Origin of the sequence: Proteus columbae (genome assembly GCF_009914335.1) — a bacterium.
Lineage (GTDB): Bacteria > Pseudomonadota > Gammaproteobacteria > Enterobacterales > Enterobacteriaceae > Proteus.
The window spans coordinates 2,454,588-2,479,083 of the sequence record NZ_CP043925.1 but is presented as its reverse complement, the minus strand read 5'-3'; the positions used below and the strand labels follow the sequence as shown (position 1 = coordinate 2,479,083).

The following is a 24,496-nucleotide window of genomic DNA, read 5'->3' as shown; positions in this document are numbered from 1 at the left end:
ATATCAATATATGTTACTGTGATCAAAAAAATCTACAATTGCGGATTTGTCAAATTTTTATGCTGTATTTTTAGGTTTATAAGTTTAATAGATCGTATAAAATAAAAAATTATCATTAATATTTTAATTTGGGTAGATTAGCTTATTAATTTACACCAAGTTTTATTACTTTTATCACTTGAATAGTTAATGAACTAATTCCATAATAATGATTATCTTTTTGTGATGTGACTCACATAGTATTTAAATTAGACTACTTTATCCGTTGAATAACTTAATCGTTAAGGAGTAAAGTTGTCGCGTTAGGATTATTCTTAACGAGCTATATTGGCGAGCATTTAAAGTTTACTTTTAATTTAAATGTTTTTTTCGCTACTTTTGAAAATGACCGTAACTAAGTAATACAAGGTAGTGTTACTACGTGTCATGTTCATAAAATGGGGCCTGGAAATTTAATATTACATTTATATTAATTTCCTCGGGATTTCTCATTAGAGAGATCCTCTTTGTTCAATATAATCGGACGGGATGTAAAGAGATGAGTACGGTTGAATTGCTTAAGCATATTTATGACATAAATTTATCGTATTTGCTTTTAGCGCAAAGGTTAATTAACCAAGAAAAGGCTTCCGCAATGTTTCGGCTTGGGATTAGTGATGCGATGGCGGATGCACTGGCAGAGCTTACATTGCCTCAATTGGTTAAGTTGGCTGAAACAAACCAACTAATCTGTAATTTCCGGTTTGAAGACAGCGAAACAATAGAACAACTCACTAAAGAATCTAGAGTGGATGATTTACAACAAATTCATACTGGTATTCTTCTTTCTTCTAACTTGTTTCGTCAGTTATCGGAACAAGATACTACTGCGACAAAGAAGCGGGCATAACAATGAGTGAGAAAAGTATCGTCCGAGAAGCGAAAGATATTCGCTTAGCAATGGAATTAATCACCTTGGGTGCCCGCTTGCAAATGCTTGAAAGTGAAACTCAATTAAGTCGGGGGCGTTTAATTAAATTATACAAAGAATTAAGAGGGAGCCCCCCTCCAAAAGGAATGCTGCCATTTTCAACGGATTGGTTTATGACATGGGAACAAAATATCCATTCCTCAATGTTTTATAACGCTTATCGCTTTTTATTAAAAAATGGCGGTTGTGTTGGTGTTGAGGCTGTTGTTAAAGCTTATCGTTTATACTTAGAACAATGTCCGCCTGTTAAAGATCAAGAACCTATTTTAGCACTAACAAGAGCATGGACATTAGTACGTTTTGTTGAAAGTGGCATGTTGCAACTTTCTGTTTGTACCAAATGTAATGGTTCATTTATTACACACGCACACCAACCAGCTAGCAATTATGTTTGTAGTCTTTGCCAGCCACCTTCTCGCGCAATAAAAAAACGTAAACTTTCCGCCAATCCTGCCGATATTAACTTACAACTGTTGGATGGTCTTGAACAGTTTGCAATGTGATTCGAGATTGAAAGTTAAATATCAGGTTATAGAGCTTAGTTATCTATAACCTGAGCCGTTTCCTCTTCCCCTCCTATCTCTTGCTGCTATGTTCGCCATTCTCTCTATAACGAAATTAGCTAAAGGGATATCGCGTGTTAGTACTCTTAGGATATATCGTGGTTATGAGCGCCGTCATCGGGGGATATCTTCTCGTCGGTGGTAGTTTAGGCGCATTGTACCAGCCAGCCGAATTTATAATCATCTTTGGTGCCGGTATCGGTGCTTTTATTGTAGGTAATAATGGTAGAGCAATTGTATCAACAATGAAGATCCTACCTAAATTACTTCGTAGTACAAATTACAATAAAGCGATGTACATGGATTTAATGGCACTCATGTTTCGTTTATTGTCAAAAGCTCGTCAAAACGGGATGTTGGCATTAGAGAGAGATATCGAAAACCCACAACAAAGTGATATTTTTTCTCAATATCCTCGCATTATGAAAGATGCTTATATGCTCAGTTTTATTACTGATTATATGCGTCTGATGGTGACAGGAAATATGAACCCTTATGAAATTGAATCTCTGATGGATGAAGAGATTGCAACTTTTGAGGAAGAGAGCGAAGTCCCTGCAACAGGTTTATCAGCGATGGGTGATTCACTACCTGCGTTTGGTATCGTTGCTGCGGTTATGGGTGTTGTTAATGCGTTAGGTGCTGCGGATAGACCTGCGGGTGAAATGGGCGTATTAATTGGACATGCAATGGTTGGTACTTTCTTAGGTATTTTATTAGCTTATGGCTTTATTTCACCATTAGCTTCTAGACTCAGACAGCGCTCTAGTCAGCAAATGAAAATGATGGAGTGCATCAAAACAACATTGTTATCTAGCATGAATGGATATGCGCCACAGATAGCGGTTGAATTTGGACGTAAAACCCTCTTTCTGGCAGACAGACCTTCTTTTATTGAATTGGAAGAACATGTACGTCAGGTACGGACACCTATGCAGGCAAATCCTGATGCAATGAAAGAAGAGTAATTATGAAGAGTAATTCACAGATCATTCGAGTTAAAAAGCGAGGGAGAAAGCAACACAATGCTCATGGTGGTGCATGGAAGATAGCTTATGCTGACTTTATGACCGCAATGATGGCTTTCTTTCTGGTAATGTGGTTACTTTCAATCTCTAGCCCACAAGAATTAACTCGTGTAGCCGAATATTTCCGCACGCCATTAAAAGTCGCTATTGAAAAAGGGCGATTTAGTGGGGATGCAACCAATCCTATTCCTGGAGGAGGGCGTGATCCTGTCTATAACGAAGGTGATATTTTGCCAAAAGGCCAGGAAGATAAACAGCTCAATGAAAAGCAACAATTTCGTCGTTTGAAAGACAGTTTAGAGCAAGTCATTTTAAATGATCCTCGGTTAAAAGATCTGAAACCTCATTTATTAATAGACATGATGGATGAAGGGTTACGAATTCAGATTATAGATAAAGAAAGCCGACCAATGTTTAGAGTTGGTAGTGCCACCGTTGAACCTTATATGAAGGATATTTTGACGGCAATAGCACCTATTTTAAATGACACGCCATACAAAATCAGTTTATCGGGTCATACCGATGATATTCCTTATGCAAGTGGCGCTTTTAAATATAGTAACTGGGAGCTATCGACAGATCGTGCGAATGCCTCTCGTCGAGAGTTAATTGGTGCAGGATTGAGTGAATGGAAAGTGCTACGTGTTGTTGGCATGGCCTCAACTGTTCATTTAGTCAAAGAGGATGGTTTTGCACCTGCTAACCGACGGATCAGTATTTTGGTCTTAACGAAGCAAGCAGAACAAAAAATTGTACAAGAAAATGAGCGGGTTGCACCGACAGTAACAGAGACTTCAGAAATTGAACCTCTACTTTCAGGGCAAGAAACCCCACAAGAAAAAGCAGGAAACACACAGACGGGTTCGTCTGTGTCTTCTGCATCTGAGCTTCCCGAATCAAAAAAGGAAAATGTTGAAACAGGAGTTTCTGGGGAAAGTTTGCCATCACAATCGACAAATATTACTACAAAGCAGGGAACTGCACCCTAATTTGTTAGTAATCGCGTAAAGGTGAATGAGTAACGATGGATATTACTGAGTTTTATCAAACATTTTTTGATGAAGCAGATGAGTTGTTAGCTGATATGGAACAGCATTTACTGTTACTTGATCCTGCAAATCCAGATCAAGAACAGATGAATGCGATTTTCCGTAGTGCACACTCCATAAAAGGAGGAGCTGCAACATTTGGCTTCGTTAAACTTCAACAGACCACTCATGTGCTTGAAAACTTGCTCGATAGTGCAAGACGTCATGAGATGGCGCTCACCGACGACATTATTAACCTGTTTCTGGAAGCGAAAGATATTATGCAACAGCAATTGGATGCACATAAAAACTCACAAGAACCTGATGAGGAAACATTTAACTATATTTGTGAGAAGTTGCGTCAGCTGGCTCTCGATGTAAAAGAAGAACAATCCGCTCCTCACGTTGAGGCTGTTGCTGGATCTGAAGCTTCAGACTCACAGGCCACAATGACTGAAACTCCTGTTTTGTCATCTGACGTTGAAAATGTGCAAAGTGAAGCCGTAGAAACTATGGTCGAAGTCGCATCGACGATGGCGGCTGATGGACATTATTATCATCATATTATTTTGTCTGATCTTAAAGAGACAGATATTGATTTAATGCTTGATGAATTAAAACATCTTGGTGAAGTTAGCCAAGTTGAAAAACAGCATCATGGTCTTGAAGCAATATTGAAAACCACTGCAACAGAAGAAGATATCAGCGCTGTACTTTGTTTTGTGATTGAACCTGAACAAATCTCGTTTAAAAAAGTGGCTGCTGCAGAAAAAGCACCAGAAAAAAACACAGTTACAGAAGAAAGTACAACATCTGTTGATGATGCTCATGTTGAAATCCAAGTTGAGCAACCAGCGCCTGTACAAAAAACCGTTGCTGAAGAAGTGACGCCATCGGCAGAACCTGCTAGAGCACCAGCAGCACCAGCGAAAAGACCTGTTGCAGCTGCTGCACCGAAAACAGAATCAAGCAGTATTCGTGTTGCCGTTGAAAAAGTTGACCAATTAATTAACTTAGTGGGTGAACTGGTTATCACTCAGTCAATGTTGGCACAGCACAGTGGTAGTCTTGAGCCAGCAATATATAGTGATTTACTAAGTTGTATTGCTCAGTTACAGCGTAATTCTCGTGATTTACAAGAATCTGTTATGTCAATTCGTATGATGCCGATGGAATATGTTTTCAGTCGCTTCCCTCGAGTTGTGCGTGATGTTGCAGGTAAAATGAATAAGAAAGTTGAGCTAAATATGATTGGTAGCTCAACAGAACTTGATAAAAGCTTAATTGAAAAAATTATCGATCCTTTAACTCACTTAGTACGTAACAGTCTTGATCACGGTATTGAAATGCCAGCCGATCGTGTTGCGGCAGGGAAACCGGAAGCGGGGCAATTAACCCTGTCTGCGGAACATCAAGGCGGTAATATTTGTATTGAAGTGACTGATGATGGTGCTGGATTAAACCGCGAACGTATTTTGAAAAAAGCGATTTCCTCTGGGCTTGCAGTTTCTGAAAATATGAGCAACGAAGAAGTTTCTATGCTGATTTTTGCACCAGGTTTCTCTACCGCAGAAGTAGTAACAGATGTTTCTGGTCGTGGTGTGGGTATGGATGTTGTAAAACGAAATATCCAAGAGATGGGTGGTCAAATTCAAATCAGTTTTGAAGTGGGTAAAGGAACGCGCATTCGTATTTTACTTCCACTGACATTAGCAATTTTAGATGGTATGTCCGTTAAAGTTCATGACGAAGTCTTTATTTTACCATTAGGAACGGTAGTCAGTTCTTTACAACCGGAAGAAGACGATATTTATCCATTGGCTGGCGATGAGAAATTATTGCAGGTCAGAGGGGAATATTTACCACTGATTGAACTGCATCGTACTTTTAATATTGAAGGCGCTCAAACTGATATTACCCAAGCAATTGCGGTTATTGTTCAGAGTGCCGGACGTCGTTATGCTTTATTGGTAGATCAATTAGTTGGCCAGCATCAAGTTGTTGTTAAAAATATAGAAAGCAATTACCGAAAAGTTCCTGGTATATCTGCTGCAACAATTATGGGCGACGGTAGTGTGGCTTTAATTCTTGATGTACCAGAATTGCAACGTTTAAGTCATACACAAATGACGAATAAGAAAAAGAATACAACTGCAAGCGCAGTCATTTAATAGTGAGGATAAAATAAGATTATGGCTTCGGAACATTTCGAGAAATTATCCGGTGAAACTGTTGGACAAGGATTTCTAATTTTTACGCTGGGCGATGAAGAATATGGAATTGATATTTTAAAGGTTCAAGAAATTCGCGGATATGACCAAGTTACACGTATTGCTAATTCACCTAGCTTTATTAAAGGCGTAACTAATTTACGGGGCGTTATTGTTCCGATAGTTGATCTGCGTATTAAATTTTCACAAGAAAGTATAACTTATAATGACAATACTGTTGTTATTGTGGTTAACTTATTAAATCGAATTGTAGGAATTGTTGTTGATGGCGTTTCTGATGTTCTTACGCTAAAACCAGAGCAGATCTGCCCCGCGCCAGAGTTTGCGGTCACAATGTCTACTGAGTATTTAACAGGTTTAGGTACTTTAGATGAAAGAATGCTTATTCTTGTGGATATTGAAAAATTACTCAACAGTGAAGAAATGGAATTAGTCGATAGCGCAACAATTCAAGCTAAATAAGTTTTTATTTTTTAAAAAATAATCTAAATACTGTTCCGGTAATTTTGCCGGAATAGCTATTTCTATCTTTTTTATTTTATTAGCGAGTGCTAAAGCATCAAATTAACTTTAAGTAAAATTAAAAGATAAAAAAGAACTAATAATTTTAGTTAAGTTCTATTTTATTATTTATTAACTTATAAGTAGCTATCACCTAGCTATAATATTTTTCTACTGACGGAAATAACTTTAAAGTTTTTTATACTTATAATTTTAATTAAAAACAGTATTACCACCGCTTTTTAATGGGGCAAAAACATGACTAAGACGAAATGAGACCTATAAAGTTTCTCTTAAGTCTGCCGATAACTTGCTCATTACCATTTATTATAAAAAGGGAAACTATGTTTAGCCGAATGAAAATAGTGACTGGATTATTATCCATTCTTCTGTTGTTTGGTGTTTTGCAATTTGTCTCAGGGGGTGTTTTTTACTCAAATATCGTTGAGACAAGGAATGACCTGAATAAAACACTAACAATACAGGATCAACGTGAGCGTCTAGATGAAAGCTGGGCTAACTTACTACAAGCGCGTAATAATATTAATCGTGCAGCGATTAGTTTTTTATTACAAGATAAAAATCTTAATGTAGATGATTCTCTGTCTGTTGACTATTTGACGGGGCTTGCTCGTAAAAATATGTCTCGTGCAGACGAGAAATTTAAAGAATTTGAAAAGAATATTACCGCTTATCAAGTTCACTCAGAAGATGATGTTCGTAGTTTAAAAGGACGTTTTATCGAATATTTCTCTGCATTAAACCAACTAGAAATTTTACTTCAAGATAGAAACTTAAAAGACTTTTTTGAGCAACCAACTACGGGTTATCAAGACGCTTTTTATAAAGAATATCTTGCATATGTCATGCGCAATGAGAAATTTAACGAAGAGTTAAATGTGGCACTAGAAGCCTCTCATCAACGTACTGTCATTACTATGGTTGTGTTAGCTATTATCGTTATCTCTGCATTAATTCTATGCTGGTTTGCATTACGTAATGCCTTAATTAGACCATTAAATTCACTTCTATTAAGTATTAAAACCTTCTCTGAAGGTGATTTACGTCCAAATATCGAAGTGAATGGTCGCAATGAAATGAGCTTGTTAGCAAATGGTTTAAAACATATGCAACAAGAGCTTATTCAAACTGTTCGTGGTGTCTATCAAAGTACGGAAAACATTTATAACAGTACAAGTGAAATTGCTGCTGGAAATAATGACTTATCTGCTCGTACAGAAGAGCAAGTGGCTTCGTTAGAAGAAACTGCTGCAAGTATGGAACAGTTAACGGCGACCGTGAAACAGAACGCGGACAATGCTCGCCAAGCAAGTAACCTTGCTAATGACGCCTCAGATATTGCCCGCCAAGGCGGAAAAGTTGTTGCTAATGTGGTGCAAACGATGCACGACATAGCCGGAAGTTCTCAGAAAATCACCGATATCACAGCTGTTATCGATGGCATTGCATTCCAGACCAATATTTTGGCACTGAATGCGGCTGTTGAAGCAGCAAGAGCTGGTGAGCATGGTCGCGGATTTGCGGTAGTTGCCGGTGAAGTTCGTAACCTTGCACAGAGAAGTGCAGAAGCTGCTAAAGAAATAAAAACACTGATTGAAGATTCTGTAAATCGTACTGAAACGGGTTCTGTACTCGTTGAAAGTGCGGGTGAGACGATGACGCGTATCGTGGATTCAGTAACGCGTGTTACTGACATCATGGGCGAAATCGCTTCTGCATCAGATGAGCAAAGCCGAGGTATTTCACAAGTTGGCCTTGCGGTTTCTGAAATGGATCGTGTCACTCAGCAAAACGCCTCTTTAGTAGAACAATCTGCAGCCGCTGCTGCTGGTCTTGAAGATCAAGCAGTTGCATTAACCCGCTTAGTTTCAATCTTCAAATTACCGGGTCAGGAAGAAAAAACGCTAGAAAGAAAGGAATCGGATGCAACCCCTGTAGTTAAAGCCGCTGCTCCACTTATAAAACCAGGAACCTCAGAAAAGAAAAAGAGCAGCAGTGTTGAAGATCCCGCTAACTGGGAAACTTTCTAACAACAACAAGTGGCTGACAAGCGGTGGCTTTTAACCACCGCTTTAAACGAGGTGAAGGCATGTTTAGGTTTCGCAAATTAAAGATATCCACCAGTCTCTATTTATTACTGATGATGTTTTGCGTTATGCAGGTGATTTCTAGTGGTATTTCGCTAGGGATCGTTCATTTGAATAACGAACAACTCACCAAAGTAGATATAGATACATCTAAGCGAGATGAATTAGGATTAAGTTGGGCATCTTTAATACAAACACGTAATGCGATTAATCGTGTAGCTATTGCAGTGAAAACTGAACAGTCAACGGATTATATTCAATCTATTGAATCAATTGCACTTTCACGTTTGGAAACGGCGAATACTCATTTTCAAAATTTCCTTGCTGAGATAAATAAAGAGGCAATCCCAACAGAAGAAAAAGAAATCGTTGAAGCTGTAAAAAACGATTATCACGTTTTATATGGTGCATTAACTGAATTACATAGCATGTTAAAAAACAATAACTTCCAAGGTTTTTTAGATCAACCAACGGAACGTTATCAAACAGCGATGGAAAATTCATTTAATACCTATATGAATTATGTTCAGAGCGAAATTACTGAATCTATAGAGCAAGGACATCGCTCTTATACTATCGCTATCTTGATGTTTATCGGTGCAATAGCGATGGTTATTGTTGTATCACTCGCCGCTCATCGCTGGCTAAGTTTTAATATCATTAAGCCTTTCGCAAGTTTAAGTCATTATTTTAATGATGTTGCTACCGGTAAATTAAATCGTGAAATTCTTGTCTTCACCGATGATGAAATAGGGGATGTGTTTAGACGACTACGAGATATGCGTGGTGAGCTCGCGCGTTCTATTCGTACCGTTCGTGATAACAGCCATGCTATGTATTCTGGTATTCAAGAAATTTCCAAAGGAAATACGGATTTATCCTCAAGAACTGAACAACAAGCTGCTTCGTTAGAAGAAACTGCGGCAAGCATGGAAGAGTTAACAGCAACGGTAAAACAAAATGCTGATAACGCTCTGCAAGCGAGTAAGCTCGCAGAATCTGCTTCTGAAACAGCCATACGTGGTGGTCAAATCACGCATAGTGTTGTTGAAACCATGGATGCGATTACACAAAGTTCTCAAAAGATAGGGGCTATTATCAGTGTGATTGATGGTATTGCGTTCCAAACCAATATATTAGCACTTAACGCGGCGGTTGAAGCTGCTCGCGCGGGTGAACAAGGACGTGGATTCTCTGTCGTTGCTGGAGAAGTTCGTAACCTTGCTCAACGTAGTGCTGATGCTGCAAAAGAAATTAAATTGTTGATTGATGAATCTGTTTTACGTGTCTCTCAAGGTTCTCAACTCGTTAATAATGCAGGGCAGACAATGGAGGAACTCGTCACATCAGTAAATAAAGTCACTGAGTTAATGGCAGAAATCGCCTCAGCTTCTGATGAACAAAGCCGAGGTATTCACCAAGTCGCTGATGCAGTCAGTCAGATGGATCAGGTGACACAGCAAAACGCTGCTTTGGTGGAGCAATCAGCATCTGCTGCCGCAGCATTAGAAGATCAGGCTAATAACCTTGTTAATGCTGTATCGGCATTCGAGTTGCCTGACACGGATGAGGATAATAATTCTTCATCCCTAGAAGGTAATGGGTTGAAAAAAGCAGATAAAAAATCATTTTTTAAAAAGACCCATTAAAAAACAATGAAACGTAATGTTACTGAAGTCTTATCAGATATCGCTGCTCAACCGTTGGATATTTTTACCCAACGGTTTATGTTGTCCGATGATCAGTTCCAATCTATATGCCAATTGATTTATCAAAAGGCAGGTATTGTGCTGACTAACAACAAAAGGGAGATGGTTTATAACCGTCTCACTAGGAGGTTACGTGAATTACGGATGAATAACTTTGGTGACTATCTTGCGTTTCTTAAAAGTGATGTACGCAACCCTGAATGGCAAGAGTTTGTAAATGCATTAACAACCAATCTCACCGCATTTTTCAGGGAAGCGCATCATTTTCCTATTTTGGCAAAACATGCCAGAAAAAGAGCAGGAGGCGTCTACCGAGTATGGTGTGCAGCTGCATCTACTGGAGAAGAACCTTATTCAATTGCGATGACTTTACGCGATGTTTTTGGAAATAACCCTTATAAAACCAAAATTATTGCCAGCGATATCGATACTAATGTGTTGGATAAAGCACGAAAAGGTGTTTACCGACAGGAAGAGCTTAAAACATTAAATAATGAATATTTGAAAAAATATTTTCTCAAAGGTGTCGGCGATTTTGAAGGATACGTGAAAATTAGACAGCAAATTAGCGAGATGGTCTCTTTTCAGTATTTGAATTTACTCGATAAGCAATGGGATTTAGAAGGCAGTTTTGATGCGATTTTTTGTCGTAATGTCATGATCTATTTTGACAAAGCGACACAACAAACCTTACTTAACCGCTTTACCTCATTACTTAAGCCAGACGGAATGCTGTTTGTTGGACATTCTGAAAATGTAAGCCAGCTTAGCAAGGATTTCTACTTGCATGGGCATACCGTTTACGGGCTGACACCAGCAAGGAGAGGTTATGAATAAAATAACGGTACTCTGTGTTGATGATTCGGCGCTAATGCGTCAAATCATGCGAGAAATCATCAACAGTCATAGCGATATGGAAGTTGTTGATTGTGCACCAGATCCTATAGTGGCTCGTGACTTAATAAAAAAGTACAACCCACAGGTATTAACGTTAGACGTTGAAATGCCACGTATGGATGGTATTGATTTCTTGGAAAAACTGATGCGATTAAGACCAATGCCTGTCGTTATGGTCTCATCATTAACAGCAAAAGGCTCAGAAGTGACGTTAAAAGCGTTAGAACTGGGCGCAGTTGATTTTGTGACTAAACCACAGCTTGGTTTGCGTGAAGGTATGATGGCTTATAGTGAACTGATTGCCGAGAAAATTCGTGCTGCTGCACAGGCACGAATTAATCGCCGAGAAGTACAAGCACCGCCTTCTAAATCATTGTCATTTACACCGATGATTTCGAGTGAAAAGTTGATTGCTGTAGGTGCATCAACTGGTGGCACAGAGGCTATTCGTAATTTTCTAGAACCATTACCTATTACCAGCCCTGCGATATTAATTACGCAACATATGCCCGCAGGGTTTACACACTCATTTGCAGAACGATTAAATCGTTTATGCCAAATTAGTGTAAAAGAAGCAGAAGACGGCGAACGTGTATTGCCTGGGCATGCTTATATTGCGCCAGGTGATTATCACATGGAGCTTCGTCGTAATGGTGCTAACTACCAGATCCACATTAATAAAGAGCCTGCGGTCAATCGTCATCGTCCTTCTGTCGATGTGCTATTTAGGTCTGTCGCAAAATATGCGGGACGTAATGCCATCGGTGTGATTTTAACCGGAATGGGAAGTGATGGTGCTGCTGGTTTATTAGAGATGCGTCGCGCTGGTAGTTATACCTTTGCACAAGATGAAGCGAGTTGTGTCGTCTTTGGTATGCCTCGTGCTGCGGTTGAATTAGGCGCAGTAGACGAAGTGAAAAGCATAAGCGCAATGAGTAAAGCCGTACTGATGAAAATCAGTAGCACGCAATCATTGCGTATCTGATTAAGTTCAGTTTAAAAAGCAACACAGTAATTTGCCGATATATTTTGAAGGAGTTTTCAATGGCAAGTAAGGATCTGAAATTTTTAGTGGTTGATGATTTTTCAACAATGCGCCGCATAGTTCGTAATTTGCTAAAGGAATTAGGATTTACGAATGTAGAAGAAGCAGAAGATGGTGCTGACGCGTTAGCTAAATTACGCAATTCGGCAATTGATTTTGTGATTACAGACTGGAACATGCCAAACATGGATGGTCTAGAGCTTCTTAAAAATATTCGTAGTGACGCGGGACTTGCAGCAACACCAGTATTGATGGTGACCGCTGAAGCTAAAAAAGAAAATATCATTGCAGCAGCGCAAGCTGGTGCAAGTGGATATGTTGTTAAACCTTTTACAGCAGCAATTCTTGAAGAAAAACTAAATAAAATTTTTGAAAAACTGGGCATCTAAGGAGTCGCAATGAGTGGGAATCCAATTATGCCGAAAGATAATATTGAAATGACATCTGATATTATCAGCCGGATCGGACAATTGACGCGGATGTTACGCGACAGTTTGCGAGAATTAGGATTGGATAAAGCAATAGCCGAAGCAGCAGAAGCCATCCCTGACGCTAGGGAACGACTGGACTATGTTGCTCAAATGACCGCTCAGGCAGCTGAGCGTACATTGAACTGTGTCGAAGCTGCGCAGCCTAAACAGGATGCGTTAAGTACCGATGCGACTAAGCTTACTGAACGTTGGGACCAATGGTTTGAACAGCCAGAAGAGCTGAAAGATGTACGCTCTCTTGTAACCGATACCCGCAATTATTTGCGGGATATCCCTGAGAGTACGGCTTTTACTAACAGTCAGTTATTGGAAATTATGATGGCACAGGATTTCCAAGATCTGACCGGCCAGGTAATTAAGCGCATGATGAGTGTCGTTCAAGAAATTGAAAAACAACTTGTGATGGTCTTAATGGAAAACCTGCCACCAGAGCAACTTGAAAAGTCTAATGTGAAGAAAGAGACTGACTCTTTATTAAATGGTCCACAGGTTAACAAAAACAACGCTGGTGTGATCAAAAATCAAGATCAAGTTGATGATTTACTGGAAAGTTTAGGTTTCTAACCTTCTAATGAGTTTTAGGGCGATAAGGACGTTGAGATATGCAGGACGCATTCGCTCTATGCTCAGCTCTTTTAGGATGATGTATTTTATGGATAAAAAAGTACGTAATAATGCTTTAATAGCCCACGCTATTGAAGAAAATGTAAGCCGCTTTTTCTAAGCGGCTTTTGATGTTGTCGATATAATAATCAAAAGTAAAATTACTCAATTTTACTATGAATTTTGCTGATTTCCTTATTATCAGCGTCAATATTGCTTATATCTCCATTTTTATCATTGGGTTGTTTTTCCAGTGCATGCCGTCATAGCCCAAAAAGCCCCGTAAATTTGCGATTGTTCAGCCCATCAATTTCCTCTGAATTTGTCATGCTTAGAGTCATTTCATTCATGCTTTTAATCTCAATATCTAAATCGGACAGACTGTGGCTGAAGATAGCGATCTCGAAAAAACAGAGGAACCCACACCCCATAAACGGGAAAAAGCCAAAAAGGATGGACAAATTGTCCGTTCTAAAGAGCTATCGTCCGTATTAATGATCTTGGGGGGCGTGAGTTTGCTGTGGATGAGTGGTGGATTTATCACTCGTGGGCTACATGCCATGTTAACAGAAGGATTTACGTTTAATCATCACCTTATTGGTAATGAGAATTTGTTGATCCCTCGATTTGGTAGCTTGATTAAACAAGCTGTTTTTGCGCTATCTCCCGTGTTTTTGGGATTAGTGCTTGTGGCAATTGGTGGCTCTGCCTTATTAGGCGGGATTAACTTTAGCAGTAAATCCATTAAGTTTGATCCAAAAAAATGGAACCCTATTTCTGGGTTAAAACGTATGTTTTCAATGAATGCGTTGGCTGAGTTATTTAAAGCGATACTGAAATCAACTTTTGTGGGGATCGCCGCAACCGTTTTTTTATGGCACAACTGGAACGATATTCTCCATCTGATCACACTGCCACCGCTTAGTGCGCTAGCCAATGCGATGCAACTGCTGATTTTTGCCGTTTATATCACGGTTTTTATGCTGATCCCGATGGTGGCTTTTGACATTATTTTCCAAATTCGTAGCCATTTGAAAAAGCTACGTATGACGCGCCAAGAAATTAAAGATGAATTTAAGCAACAAGAGGGTGATCCTCAACTTAAAGCGCGTATCCGTCAGCAACAACATGCGATGTCTCGTCGCCGAATGATGGCGGATGTACCGAAAGCAGACGTTATTGTTACGAACCCAACACACTATGCTGTTGCACTGCAATATAACGACAAAATGACGGCACCTAAAGTTTTAGCAAAAGGTGCAGGGGCTATTGCGTTAAAAATCAAAGAGATTGGTGCAGAAAATCGAATTCCGCTTCTAGAAGCGCCACCGCTTGCTAGGGCGTTATATCGTCACAGTGAAATAGGTCATGCAATACCTTCAACCCTTTATGCTGCGGTTGCCGAGGTGCTTGCATGGGTTTATCAACTGAAACGATGGAAAACCGAAGGTGGTTTAAAACCTAAACAACCTATGAACTTGCCAGTGCCTCCCGCACTGGACTTTGCTGGAGAAGATAATCGTCATGGCTAATTTGGCCTCATTACTCCGCTTGCCGGGAAATTGGAAAAGTTCTCAGTGGCAGATACTGGCAGGGCCAGTGCTTATCTTGTTGATACTGTCAATGATGGTATTGCCATTGCCACCTTTTCTATTGGATTTATTATTTACCTTTAACATCGCACTTTCCATCATGGTGCTGTTGGTCGCAATGTTCACTCGACGTACTTTGGACTTTGCTGCTTTCCCTACTATTTTGCTGTTTACTACGTTGTTACGTTTATCACTAAACGTAGCTTCAACACGTATCATCTTAATGGAAGGGCATACAGGGCCAGATGCTGCGGGACGCGTTGTTGAGGCCTTTGGCCATTTCCTTGTTGGCGGTAACTTTGCTATCGGTATTGTAGTCTTTATCATCCTTGTTTTGATTAACTTTATGGTTATCACTAAGGGTGCGGGACGTATTGCTGAAGTAGGTGCGCGTTTTGTGCTAGATGGAATGCCGGGTAAACAGATGGCAATCGATGCTGACCTGAATGCAGGCATTATCAACGAAGACGAAGCAAAAAAACGCCGTAAAGAAGTTTCATTGGAATCCGACTTTTACGGTTCAATGGATGGTGCGAGTAAGTTCGTTCGTGGTGATGCCATCGCAGGCTTAATGATCCTTGTGATTAACGTGGTGGGTGGTCTTATTGTCGGTGTCGCTCAACACGGGATGGCATTAAACGATGCGGCAACGACTTATACTCTTTTAACCATTGGTGATGGTCTGGTTGCTCAAATTCCTGCATTGATTATCTCAACAGCAGCGGGTGTTATCGTTACTCGTGTTGCCACAGATGAAGATGTTGGGCAACAGATGGTTACCCAACTGTTTGACAATCCTCGCGTTCTAATGTTAACCGCGGGTGTGCTAGGTCTGTTAGGTTTAGTGCCAGGAATGCCTAACTTTGTTTTCCTTTTCTTCACCGCAGCATTAGGTGGATTAGGTTGGTATATCTTACGTCGTAACGCTAATCCTGAAGTGCAACAACAAAAAGAGATGGAAGAAGTTGAAAAACAAAATCGTGTTGTTGAAGCTTCATGGGAAGATGTACAACTTGAAGATCCATTAGCGATGGAAGTAGGGTATCGCTTAATTCCAATGGTAGATAGTCGCCAAAATGGTGAGCTGTTAGGCCGAATTAGTGGTATTCGTAAAAAGTTTGCTCAGGAAACGGGATATCTTCCTCCTGTTGTTCATATCCGAGACAATATGGAATTAAGGCCTTCTTCTTATCGCATTCTAATGAAAGGGGTTGAAATTGGTCACGGTGAAGCGCATCCAGGTCGTTGGTTAGCAATCAATCCGGGTAATGCCGTTGGCTCTTTAGAGGGCGATATTACTCAAGAGCCTGCATTTGGTTTACCTGCTGTTTGGATTGATGACAGCTTAAGAGAGCAAGCTCAGGTTCAGGGCTATACCGTTGTTGCTGCAAGTACTGTTATTGCAACGCACTTTAACCATGTATTAACGAAATATGCATCGGAATTATTTGGTCGTCAAGAAGCACAAATGCTGTTTGATAGGGTGAGTAAAGAGCTCCCTAAAATGACAGAAAATATGATCCCAGATATGCTTTCACTCACTGTATTGCACAAAGTATTGCAAAACCTGCTGTCTGAACAAGTGCCTATTCGTGATATGAGAACCATATTAGAAGCCTTAGCAGAGCATGCACCAGAACAGAAAGATCCGGCTGAATTAACGGCGGTTGTTCGTGTTGCACTTCGCCGTGCGATTACACAACACTGGTTTGGCGATCAAGATGAAATCCAAGTCATTGGGTTAGATGCAAGCTTAGAGCGTATCCTTGTTCAAGCAATGCAAAGTGGCGGCGGTTTAGAGCCAGGATTAGCTGAAAATATTGAACAACAAGCAGCGGATGCGGTACGTCACCAAGAGATGTCTGGTGGAGCTCCTGTATTATTAGTCAATCATGCGTTACGTTCATTATTGTCACGTTTCTTACGCCGTAGCCTGCCACAATTAGCTGTATTGTCGAATATGGAAGTCAGTGAAGGTCGTCGTATTCGTATGACATCAATGATTGGTGGACAACCTCATTAATCATTCTCCCTAATATGTCATTATCTAAATTTAAGACCACTTTATTAAGTGGTCTTTTTTGTGTTTGTAATGGTTGATAAAACTGAAGAGTGCAAAGGGTTAGAACATGGTGTTAGCTTTTTCTTCACAGTAAAGGGAGAGAAGTCGGTGCATCAATAAATAGATAGCTTAGCGAAAAAAATGATGTGCCACGAAAGGATAATAGATAACAGTGCTAGTGTGATCTGCTGGCAGCTTAAAGTGAGTGGTGTTTTATTGGCAAAGCAAAACGCTATCAATATTGATAGCGTTTCGTGTGAATTCTGATAATTATCGAAAAAACCTAAACCTGAATTTTACGCCCAGCCAGTGTTGAACGCTGTGCTTGCCCATCAGAACCATAAAGGGTTGGGCTGTGGTTCTTCTGCAAAAAACGGATAGCATCACTATTACGAGAGATGTGTTGATCGAGTAGTAATCCGTTATGTTGATTTAGATATCTTAACTCCGCCGTGATGTCTATTATCTGTGTCCATAAATCAGATAAGAACGGCAACCCTGTATAAGGTTTTTCTACACCAGCTTGTTGGCTTAGCGTATGACGCTGTTGGTCTGTATGACCTAAAGCAGACAAGACAAAATTCTTCTGTTCAGTCACTTCGTGCAGGGCATTGATATCAATATTACCTGCGCATAATAACTGTTGTTCAGCACGTAAAATACCTGCAATGGTATTAAGCTGTGATAATTGAAGATCTAAAGTCTGGCGGAGTTCTTCCATCATAATCATTAAAATATTATTGAGTTATGCTTTCAGCAGCTTCACGGAAAAGAGCATCCGCAATTTTACCACTGTCCATGGTTAATGTTCCGTTGGCAATTGCTTCTTTCAAGCGAGCAACTTTCTCAACGTTAATGTCTTTATTTCCAGGTTGAACAAGTTTCTTCTGCGCTTCACTAAGTTTTACAGAAGTGTCGCCTGTTGCAGTTTTTTGTTCAGTTGTTCCCGATTTACGAGAGCCCTGAGTGATTTCACTCGGGTTGCGTTGTGCAATTGCGTTAATCGGAAGCAGTGGATTCGCGCGTTCAATACTCATAGGAAAATCCTTTGTTAGGCATCAATTAATAGTCAGATGAAGCCATTGTAAAACAACCTATGTGTTTTCGCCTATCATCTTGTTTCTTTATATCGGCTGTGAAATCAAAAACTTTAATCTTAGTCGATACTTTAAGCTGTAGCGTTGTTGGCTACACTCACTCGCACTAGTCACACTACTCGTCATACTTCAAGCCGTAGCGTTGTTGACCGCATTCACTCACACTAGTCACATACTTATGTATGCTCCTAGCGATTCGTTCATTTGTCGCCTAGCTACAACTTGAATTATTTAGAGTATCTATATGCGATGTTTTAAATTATTGTCTAACTACAGCTTTAATTATTTAGAGTGAAAAATGTAGCGCAAGAGAGTTTACCTTGGCTTGCCATAACTGAAACGGGTAACAAGCAATTTAATATAGGCTTATTCTGCTTATCAGCTTTTTAATCCATTAAAGAGGGATGCGTACAGAGCCGTTTTCAAGTGCTTCGCCAGTGACAATTTGACCTGATTTAACTCTCACTCGAATGGTTTCGTTGGCAACCGCGTTGTTTACGGCTTTACCTTCATAACGGATCTGAAAGTGAGGGCCTTGTGCAAATACGGTGACGGTTTGTCCTGCCAAAATAGCCCAAGGGCGACGAACCATTGTGGAGGTTAAAGGTTTTCCTGCGGATATTTGTCGCATTGCGATCGCATTTTTAATTAATGCGGGATCACGTAATACATCATAAGGTAATTTTTCTAATTCGCCCGTTGCCATACTAATAGCAGAATTTTCAATAATATCATCACGATTGATGTCTTTTTTCGCGATTAAGTATTCACCATTAACGCTAACATCAATTTGAATAAAACGACGTTGTTTATCGCACTGAATTGGGATTGAAAGACGTCCCCAATTACGAGAGCCCGCATGACGTTGGATCTCTTGTGTTTGACAGATTGGCCATTTATCTTCGGGCGTTAAAACTGTCACAGTCACTTTATCGCCTGGTTGGTGAAGTGCGACAAAGAAATCTTGTAGTTCTTCAGGCAGTGATTTCGCGATACTCACATTCACCATAAAGAAAAAAGAAAACAGACCGATAAGAGTTCTAACTAACATAATTTGTATCACCTTACAGAGTTGATGCTAATTGTGCGTTTGTCATTATTTAGCAATAACAGTGTACATCGACTTTGCATGCCTTAAACGCATAAATAGCAATCCAATTTACGCCTATTCCTCCAATCATCTTTTTTTTGAGCGTTTATTCTGTCAACTGAAATTGTTTTATCAGCTGAGGTAAGTGGCTTAGCCACCAAGGATAGAAGATGCTCGATAAATTAGAAAATACGTTTCATTTTCAACAAGAAGCGCTCTCAATACGCAATAAACGCCAAGAAATTCTCGCTGCGAATATCGCAAACGCAGATACCCCAGGCTTTCAGGCTCGTGATATTGATTTTGCTTCTGAATTGAAGAAAACCATTGAAAACGGACGTACTGGTAGTCATGGCATGCAATTGGCGATGACATCAGAGCGCCATATCCCGATCAAACCCGGTTATCGCTTAGAAGCGGACTTACTTTATCGCGTGCCTCATCAAACTGCGATGGATGGTAATACCGTGGATATGGACATGGAACGTAGTAATTTTGCTGACAATAGCCTTAAGTATCAGGCTGATGTGACATTTATTAATTCACAAGTTAAAAGCATGATGTCTGTATTGCAACAGTAGGGTAAAGAGCATGTCTTTATTTAGTATTTTTGATATTTCAGGTTCAGCACTTTCAGCGCAATCTCAACGTTTAAACGTAAGCGCTAGCAATATGGCAAATGCCGACAGTGTTGCGGGCCCAGATGGTGAACCTTATCGTGCAAAGCAGGTTGTTTTTCAGGTAAACGCACCTGCTGGTCAAGAAGTTGGTGGTGTTCGTGTCACTGAAGTGGTGGATGATCCTGCTCCATTTCGCATGGAATATCAGCCGGGACATCCTTTTGCCGATGAAAAAGGGTATGTACGTATGCCGAATGTTGATGTTGTGGGTGAAATGATTAATACCATTTCTGCTTCTAGAAGCTACCAAGCTAACGTCGAAGTGATGAACACGGCAAAATCGCTGATGCAAAAAACACTGATGATAGGTCAATAGGGAGAATAAATTGTGGGTATTTCCTCCTCAATGAATGAACCTTATGATAATACCATTATCGGGGATACACCTTCTTCATACCATACGAAAAAAAGTGGTAGTGAGGATATTAAAGGGAATTTCCTGACACTTCTCATCACACAGATGAAAAATCAAGATCCAACAAACCCAATGCAAAATAATGAGTTAACTTCCCAGTTGGCTCAAATTTCAACCGTTGAAGGCATTGAAACACTGAATAAAACAGTGAATAACATTGTTGGACAGATTGATCAAAGTCAGGCGTTGCGCGCTTCTTCTCTCGTTGGCCGTGGTGTTATGGTCTCTGGGAATAAAATTGTTGTCTTTCAGCCAACCGACGGTAAAGGTGAAACTGAAAAGCCCGGTGATGGGGATGACACAATTCCAACACCTGATACTCAAAATGAAAAAACGCGCCAGCAAATGGGAATATATAAATCAGGTGATACTGACCCAACTGCGCCTAGCGATGAACACCTATTTTCAACACCTTTTGGTTTTGAATTACTCAGTCCAACCGATTCTCTTACGATAAACATCACTAATGCCAGTGGTGCTACCGTTCGTACAATCCAAATGGACAAAAAGATGCTACCGGATGTTTATAACTTCTCTTGGGATTGTACTGATGAAGATGACAATCCTGTTCCAACTGGCAGTTATAAATTTACCGTTAACGCCACGCTTAATGATGCTCAGGTCCCTGTTAAGACACTGAATTATGCGCTGGTGAATAGTGTGTCCATGGTGGATGGTGGTGCCCGCCTTGATGTTGGCTTAGGTAATACCGTTTCATTGGATGAAATTCGTCAGGTTCTTTAACTAACACATATTCAACTTGGAGGGCGCATGTCCTTTTCACAAGCAGTAAGTGGTTTAAACGCAGCAGCCGCTAACTTAGATTCTATCGGTAATAATATTTCTAACTCCGCAACCTATGGCTTCAAAGGTGCGACTGTCTCTTTTGCTGACGTTTTCGCCGGCTCTGGTGCAGGTCTGGGTGTTAAAGTGGCAGGCATTAGCCAAAACTTTAAAGACGGTAGTATCACAACCACTAACCGCCCAACAGACGTAGCGATTTCTGGCGGTGGTTTTTTCCGTATTGAAGATCAAAACGGTGGTGTTTTCTATTCACGTAATGGTGAATTCGGTAAAGATAAAAATGGTTTCCTGACTAATATGCAAGGTATGCGTGTAACAGGTTATCCAGTACAAGTTGTTGATGGTAAAAATGTTGTTCAAAAAGGGGCAACACCAACACCTATCGTTATTCCTACCGATATGATGAATGCCAGTGCAACCGATAAAATCAATATGGCGGTTAACCTGAACTCAGGTGAAGAAAAACCTGCTAAAACGACGTTCGATCCTAAAGATAGTGATACTTATAACTTTAGTACTAACGTGACAACCTACGATAGCTTAGGTAATGAACATAATCTGAACTTATTCTTTGTAAAGACAAATGACAATGAATGGAAAGTTTATGGTCAAGATACATCGACTAAGGCTGCTGGTGGTGCGCCAACACCTGCTCAAGATTTAGGTACTTTAAAATATACCAACGCGGGTGTGCTAGATAGTTATACAAAGACCGATATGAATATCGCCTCTTTGAATGGTTCTGCTGTAGGCAAAATTGAACTTGATTTCACCGGTAGTACTCAGCAAAAAGTATCAGAATCAAGTGTCTCTAAATTAGCGCAAAATGGTTACCAAGCGGGTGAATTCACTAACTTCCGTATTGAAGTTGATGGCTCCATTATGGCGACTTACTCAAACCAACAAAGCCAAGTTGTTGGTCAAATCGCACTAGCTAACTTTGCAAACCCAGGCGGTTTAAGCTCACAAGGCGACAATATGTGGTCTGAAACTAACGGTTCAGGTTCACCAATCGTCGGTGTAGCGGGCTCTGGTGTATTCGGCAAATTAACCAATAACGCATTAGAAGCGTCTAACGTGGATATGAGCCAAGAGTTAGTCAACATGATCGTTGCTCAACGTAACTATCAATCAAACGCACAAACCATCAAGACTCAGGATCAGATCCTGCAGACTCTGGTTAGCTTGCGCTAATAACGCAGGAAATAATCTGTTATGGATCATGTGATTTATACCGCGATGGGCGGCGCCAAACATTCGATGGAAAACCAAGCTGTCGTGGCGAACAACTTAGCAAACGCATCAACGCCGGGATTCAAAGCGCAGCTTAGTGCAATGCGAGCCGTACCTGTCAATGGCGATACCTTACCGACTCGTACATTAACGGTAGCCTCAACGCCAGGTAGCGATCAGAGTCAAGGAACGATGAACTATACCGGCAGATCAATGGACGTTGCTTTAAGTGATAACGGCTTTTTGGCCGTTCAACTTGAAGATGGCACAGAAGCGTATACCCGAAACGGGAATATCCAACGCAACGCTGATGGCATGTTAATGGTACAAGGGCGTTTGTTAATGGGCGATAACGGTGCGATTGAAGTGCCTGCTCAAGCAAACGTCAGTATTGCCAATAACGGTATTGTGACTGCGCATGTACCGACTGATCCACCGAAAATGTTGGGTCAAATTGGTCGTTTGAAAATGGTAAAACCAGAGCAAAACGATTTAGTTCGTGGCGATGATGGTTTATTCCATTTATCCCCTAAAGGGACTGCGCGTGCCGGTGAGGAATTACCTGCGGATGATAGCGTGAAGGTGTTAGCTGGTGTTTTAGAAGGCAGTAATGTTAATCCAGCAGAAGCCATGGTCGATATGATAGCAAACGCAAGACGTTTCGAAATGCAAATGAAGGTTATCCATAGCGCTGATGAAAATGCGCAAAAGGCTAACCAATTGCTATCACTGAGTTAAATAGTGTAAGGGGAAAACCATGATCCGTTCTTTATGGATTGCTAAAACTGGGTTGGATGCACAACAAACTAACATGGATGTGATTTCCAACAACCTCGCAAACGTCAGCACCAATGGCTTTAAACGCCAACGTGCGGTTTTCGAAGATTTACTGTATCAAACGATCCGCCAGCCGGGTGCAATGACATCAGAACAGACGAATGCACCGTCAGGTTTACAAATTGGTACAGGTGTTCGTCCTGTTGCTACTGAGCGTTTACATAGTCAAGGTAACTTGGCTCAAACAAACGGTACTCGTGATGTGGCGATTAAAGGACAAGGTTTTTTCCATGTTCAGTTACCTGATGGTACCGATGCTTATACTCGTGATGGTTCTTTTCAAATGGATCAAAATGGGCAATTAGTGACAACTAGCGGTTTCCAAGTTGTTCCAGCCATCATTTTGCCTGATACCGCCAAAAAAGTGATGATTGGTCGTGATGGTACTGTCAGTGTTGAAATTGAAGGCTCACCTGCACCACAACAAGTGGGTCAATTGACGCTAACAACCTTTATTAATGACAGCGGATTAGAAAGTGTTGGTGAAAACTTGTACTTAGAAACTGCAAGTTCTGGCGCACCTACTGAGAATGCCCCAGGTATCAACGGCGCAGGCTTGTTGTATCAGGGATATGTTGAAACCTCTAACGTTAACGTAGCTGAAGAGCTGGTCAATATGATCCAGACTCAACGTGCTTATGAAATTAACAGTAAAGCGATTTCAACATCTGATCAGATGTTACAGAAACTAACGCAACTCTAATTTCGTTTGTTCATTAGCCTGACAGGGGTTCCTGTCAGGCGTATTACTAAAAGAGTATCGAAGATGGATACAAAGGTCATTACTGACAATTCTGGGGCAAGAAAGCTTAGTGTCAGATGGCGTCGTCATCAACGTTTAGGTACCGCCCTGTTGGTACTGACACTGGCGGGATGCGCACATATACCTAAAAAACCGTTGGTAGAAGGTAACACAACGGCGGTTCCAACGGCACCAACAGCACCTGCACCTAATGGCTCTATTTTTCAGTCAGCTCAGCCTGTTTATTTTGGCTATCAACCTCTATTTGAAGACAGACGTCCTCGGAATATTGGCGATACGCTAACGATTACATTGCAAGAAAACGTGAGTGCAAGCAAAAACTCATCCGCAAATGCGAGCCGTAATGGCAAAGCAGGATTCCTTGCTTCGATCACGCCAAGATTTTTGGAAGGATTGTTTGGTAATAGCCGTGCTGATATGGGAATGGAAGGAAACAGTGACTTTGGCGGTAAAGGTGGCGCAAATGCGAACAATACCTTTAAAGGCACCATCACTGTTACCGTCGATCAGCTTCTTGCCAATGGAAACCTGCACGTTATCGGTGAAAAGCAAATTGCTATCAATCAAGGTACTGAATTTATCCGTTTTTCAGGTGTTGTGAACCCAAGAACAATCAGTGGTGCTAATACCGTAAATTCAACCCAAGTTGCTGATGCTCGTATTGAATATATCGGAGACGGTTATATCAATGAAGCACAGTCTATGGGATGGCTACAACGCTTCTTCTTAAATGTATCACCTTTTTAATG

At 40.6% G+C, this 24,496-nt stretch carries 24 protein-coding genes; 21 read left to right on the top strand and 3 right to left on the bottom strand.

Annotation, left to right across the window (positions count from 1 at the left end; all coding sequences use genetic code 11):
• Positions 1-538 precede the first annotated feature (538 nt).
• The 14 genes from flhD to flhA all read left to right on the top strand — a co-directional run bounded on the left by flhD (position 539) and on the right by flhA (position 16,789).
• Positions 539-889, top strand: a complete 351-nt coding sequence (gene flhD, locus F1325_RS11880) for a flagellar transcriptional regulator FlhD (protein WP_072063484.1) — start codon at positions 539-541, stop codon at positions 887-889.
• A gap of 2 nt (positions 890-891) precedes the next feature.
• A complete protein-coding gene (flhC, locus tag F1325_RS11875; protein ID WP_006533207.1) occupies positions 892-1,473 on the top strand; it encodes a flagellar transcriptional regulator FlhC in 582 nt (193 codons plus the stop codon).
• 134 nt (positions 1,474-1,607) lie between these two features.
• Complete coding sequence (gene motA, locus F1325_RS11870; protein ID WP_036912690.1) at positions 1,608-2,501, top strand: flagellar motor stator protein MotA; 894 nt, start codon at positions 1,608-1,610, stop codon at positions 2,499-2,501.
• Positions 2,502-2,503: 2 nt separating this feature from the next.
• A complete protein-coding gene (gene motB / locus F1325_RS11865; RefSeq protein WP_109373811.1) occupies positions 2,504-3,550 on the top strand; it encodes a flagellar motor protein MotB in 1,047 nt (348 codons plus the stop codon).
• 35 nt (positions 3,551-3,585) lie between these two features.
• Entirely contained in the window at positions 3,586-5,760 is a 2,175-nt protein-coding gene (gene cheA, locus F1325_RS11860) for a chemotaxis protein CheA (protein ID WP_160230502.1), read from the top strand.
• 21 nt (positions 5,761-5,781) lie between these two features.
• Positions 5,782-6,282 (top strand): chemotaxis protein CheW, encoded by a 501-nt coding sequence (cheW, locus tag F1325_RS11855; protein ID WP_109373809.1) that lies wholly within the window; start codon positions 5,782-5,784, stop codon positions 6,280-6,282.
• Between the two features lie 383 nt (positions 6,283-6,665).
• Positions 6,666-8,372, top strand: coding sequence for a methyl-accepting chemotaxis protein (locus F1325_RS11850; protein ID WP_160230501.1), 1,707 nt, complete (start codon positions 6,666-6,668; stop codon positions 8,370-8,372).
• 59 nt (positions 8,373-8,431) lie between these two features.
• On the top strand, positions 8,432-10,078 hold the full coding sequence (locus F1325_RS11845; protein ID WP_109373807.1) for a methyl-accepting chemotaxis protein: 1,647 nt from the start codon (positions 8,432-8,434) through the stop codon (positions 10,076-10,078).
• 78 nt (positions 10,079-10,156) lie between these two features.
• Positions 10,157-10,975 (top strand): protein-glutamate O-methyltransferase CheR, encoded by an 819-nt coding sequence (cheR, locus tag F1325_RS11840; RefSeq protein ID WP_232797660.1) that lies wholly within the window; start codon positions 10,157-10,159, stop codon positions 10,973-10,975.
• Entirely contained in the window at positions 10,968-12,020 is a 1,053-nt protein-coding gene (locus F1325_RS11835; RefSeq protein WP_109373805.1) for a protein-glutamate methylesterase/protein-glutamine glutaminase, read from the top strand. Before cheR ends, F1325_RS11835 begins: the two co-directional genes overlap by 8 nt.
• A 59-nt stretch (positions 12,021-12,079) precedes the next feature.
• Positions 12,080-12,469: a chemotaxis response regulator CheY gene (gene cheY / locus F1325_RS11830; RefSeq protein ID WP_023581807.1), complete on the top strand. Its 390-nt coding sequence runs from the start codon at positions 12,080-12,082 to the stop codon at positions 12,467-12,469.
• A 9-nt stretch (positions 12,470-12,478) separates the two neighbouring features.
• Entirely contained in the window at positions 12,479-13,135 is a 657-nt protein-coding gene (gene cheZ / locus F1325_RS11825) for a protein phosphatase CheZ (RefSeq protein ID WP_109373804.1), read from the top strand.
• Between the two features lie 422 nt (positions 13,136-13,557).
• Positions 13,558-14,706 (top strand): flagellar biosynthesis protein FlhB, encoded by a 1,149-nt coding sequence (flhB, locus tag F1325_RS11820; RefSeq protein ID WP_109373803.1) that lies wholly within the window; start codon positions 13,558-13,560, stop codon positions 14,704-14,706.
• The gene (gene flhA, locus F1325_RS11815) at positions 14,699-16,789 is read left to right on the top strand and encodes a flagellar biosynthesis protein FlhA (RefSeq protein ID WP_160230500.1); all 2,091 of its coding nucleotides are present in this window, start codon (positions 14,699-14,701) and stop codon (positions 16,787-16,789) included. The genes flhB and flhA overlap by 8 nt, the downstream gene beginning before the upstream one ends.
• A gap of 322 nt (positions 16,790-17,111) precedes the next feature.
• Here flhA and F1325_RS11810 read toward each other — a convergent pair whose 3' ends face one another.
• From F1325_RS11810 to flgA, 3 genes are all read right to left on the bottom strand, one after another.
• Positions 17,112-17,552 (bottom strand): flagella synthesis protein FlgN, encoded by a 441-nt coding sequence (locus tag F1325_RS11810; protein ID WP_109373857.1) that lies wholly within the window; start codon positions 17,550-17,552, stop codon positions 17,112-17,114.
• Positions 17,553-17,565: 13 nt separating this feature from the next.
• Positions 17,566-17,865, bottom strand: coding sequence for a flagellar biosynthesis anti-sigma factor FlgM (flgM, locus tag F1325_RS11805; RefSeq protein ID WP_023581812.1), 300 nt, complete (start codon positions 17,863-17,865; stop codon positions 17,566-17,568).
• A gap of 454 nt (positions 17,866-18,319) precedes the next feature.
• Entirely contained in the window at positions 18,320-18,976 is a 657-nt protein-coding gene (flgA, locus tag F1325_RS11800) for a flagellar basal body P-ring formation chaperone FlgA (protein WP_109373800.1), read from the bottom strand.
• Between the two features lie 209 nt (positions 18,977-19,185).
• On the opposite strand from flgA, the gene flgB reads away from it, so the two are divergent.
• The 7 genes from flgB (at position 19,186) to F1325_RS11765 (ending at position 24,494) form a co-directional block, all read left to right on the top strand.
• Complete coding sequence (gene flgB / locus F1325_RS11795) at positions 19,186-19,596, top strand: flagellar basal body rod protein FlgB (RefSeq protein WP_072068529.1); 411 nt, start codon at positions 19,186-19,188, stop codon at positions 19,594-19,596.
• A 10-nt stretch (positions 19,597-19,606) separates the two neighbouring features.
• A complete protein-coding gene (flgC, locus tag F1325_RS11790; RefSeq protein WP_006533173.1) occupies positions 19,607-20,011 on the top strand; it encodes a flagellar basal body rod protein FlgC in 405 nt (134 codons plus the stop codon).
• Between the two features lie 12 nt (positions 20,012-20,023).
• On the top strand, positions 20,024-20,854 hold the full coding sequence (locus F1325_RS11785) for a flagellar hook assembly protein FlgD (protein ID WP_109373799.1): 831 nt from the start codon (positions 20,024-20,026) through the stop codon (positions 20,852-20,854).
• A 27-nt stretch (positions 20,855-20,881) separates the two neighbouring features.
• Complete coding sequence (flgE, locus tag F1325_RS11780) at positions 20,882-22,108, top strand: flagellar hook protein FlgE (protein WP_109373798.1); 1,227 nt, start codon at positions 20,882-20,884, stop codon at positions 22,106-22,108.
• A gap of 21 nt (positions 22,109-22,129) precedes the next feature.
• Complete coding sequence (locus F1325_RS11775; RefSeq protein ID WP_109373797.1) at positions 22,130-22,885, top strand: flagellar basal body rod protein FlgF; 756 nt, start codon at positions 22,130-22,132, stop codon at positions 22,883-22,885.
• A 19-nt stretch (positions 22,886-22,904) separates the two neighbouring features.
• Positions 22,905-23,687 carry a flagellar basal-body rod protein FlgG gene (gene flgG / locus F1325_RS11770; RefSeq protein WP_109373796.1) on the top strand — a complete coding sequence of 261 codons (783 nt, stop codon included), beginning with the start codon at positions 22,905-22,907 and terminating at the stop codon, positions 23,685-23,687.
• Between the two features lie 63 nt (positions 23,688-23,750).
• Positions 23,751-24,494, top strand: coding sequence for a flagellar basal body L-ring protein FlgH (locus F1325_RS11765; RefSeq protein ID WP_023581820.1), 744 nt, complete (start codon positions 23,751-23,753; stop codon positions 24,492-24,494).
• Positions 24,495-24,496 lie beyond the last annotated feature (2 nt).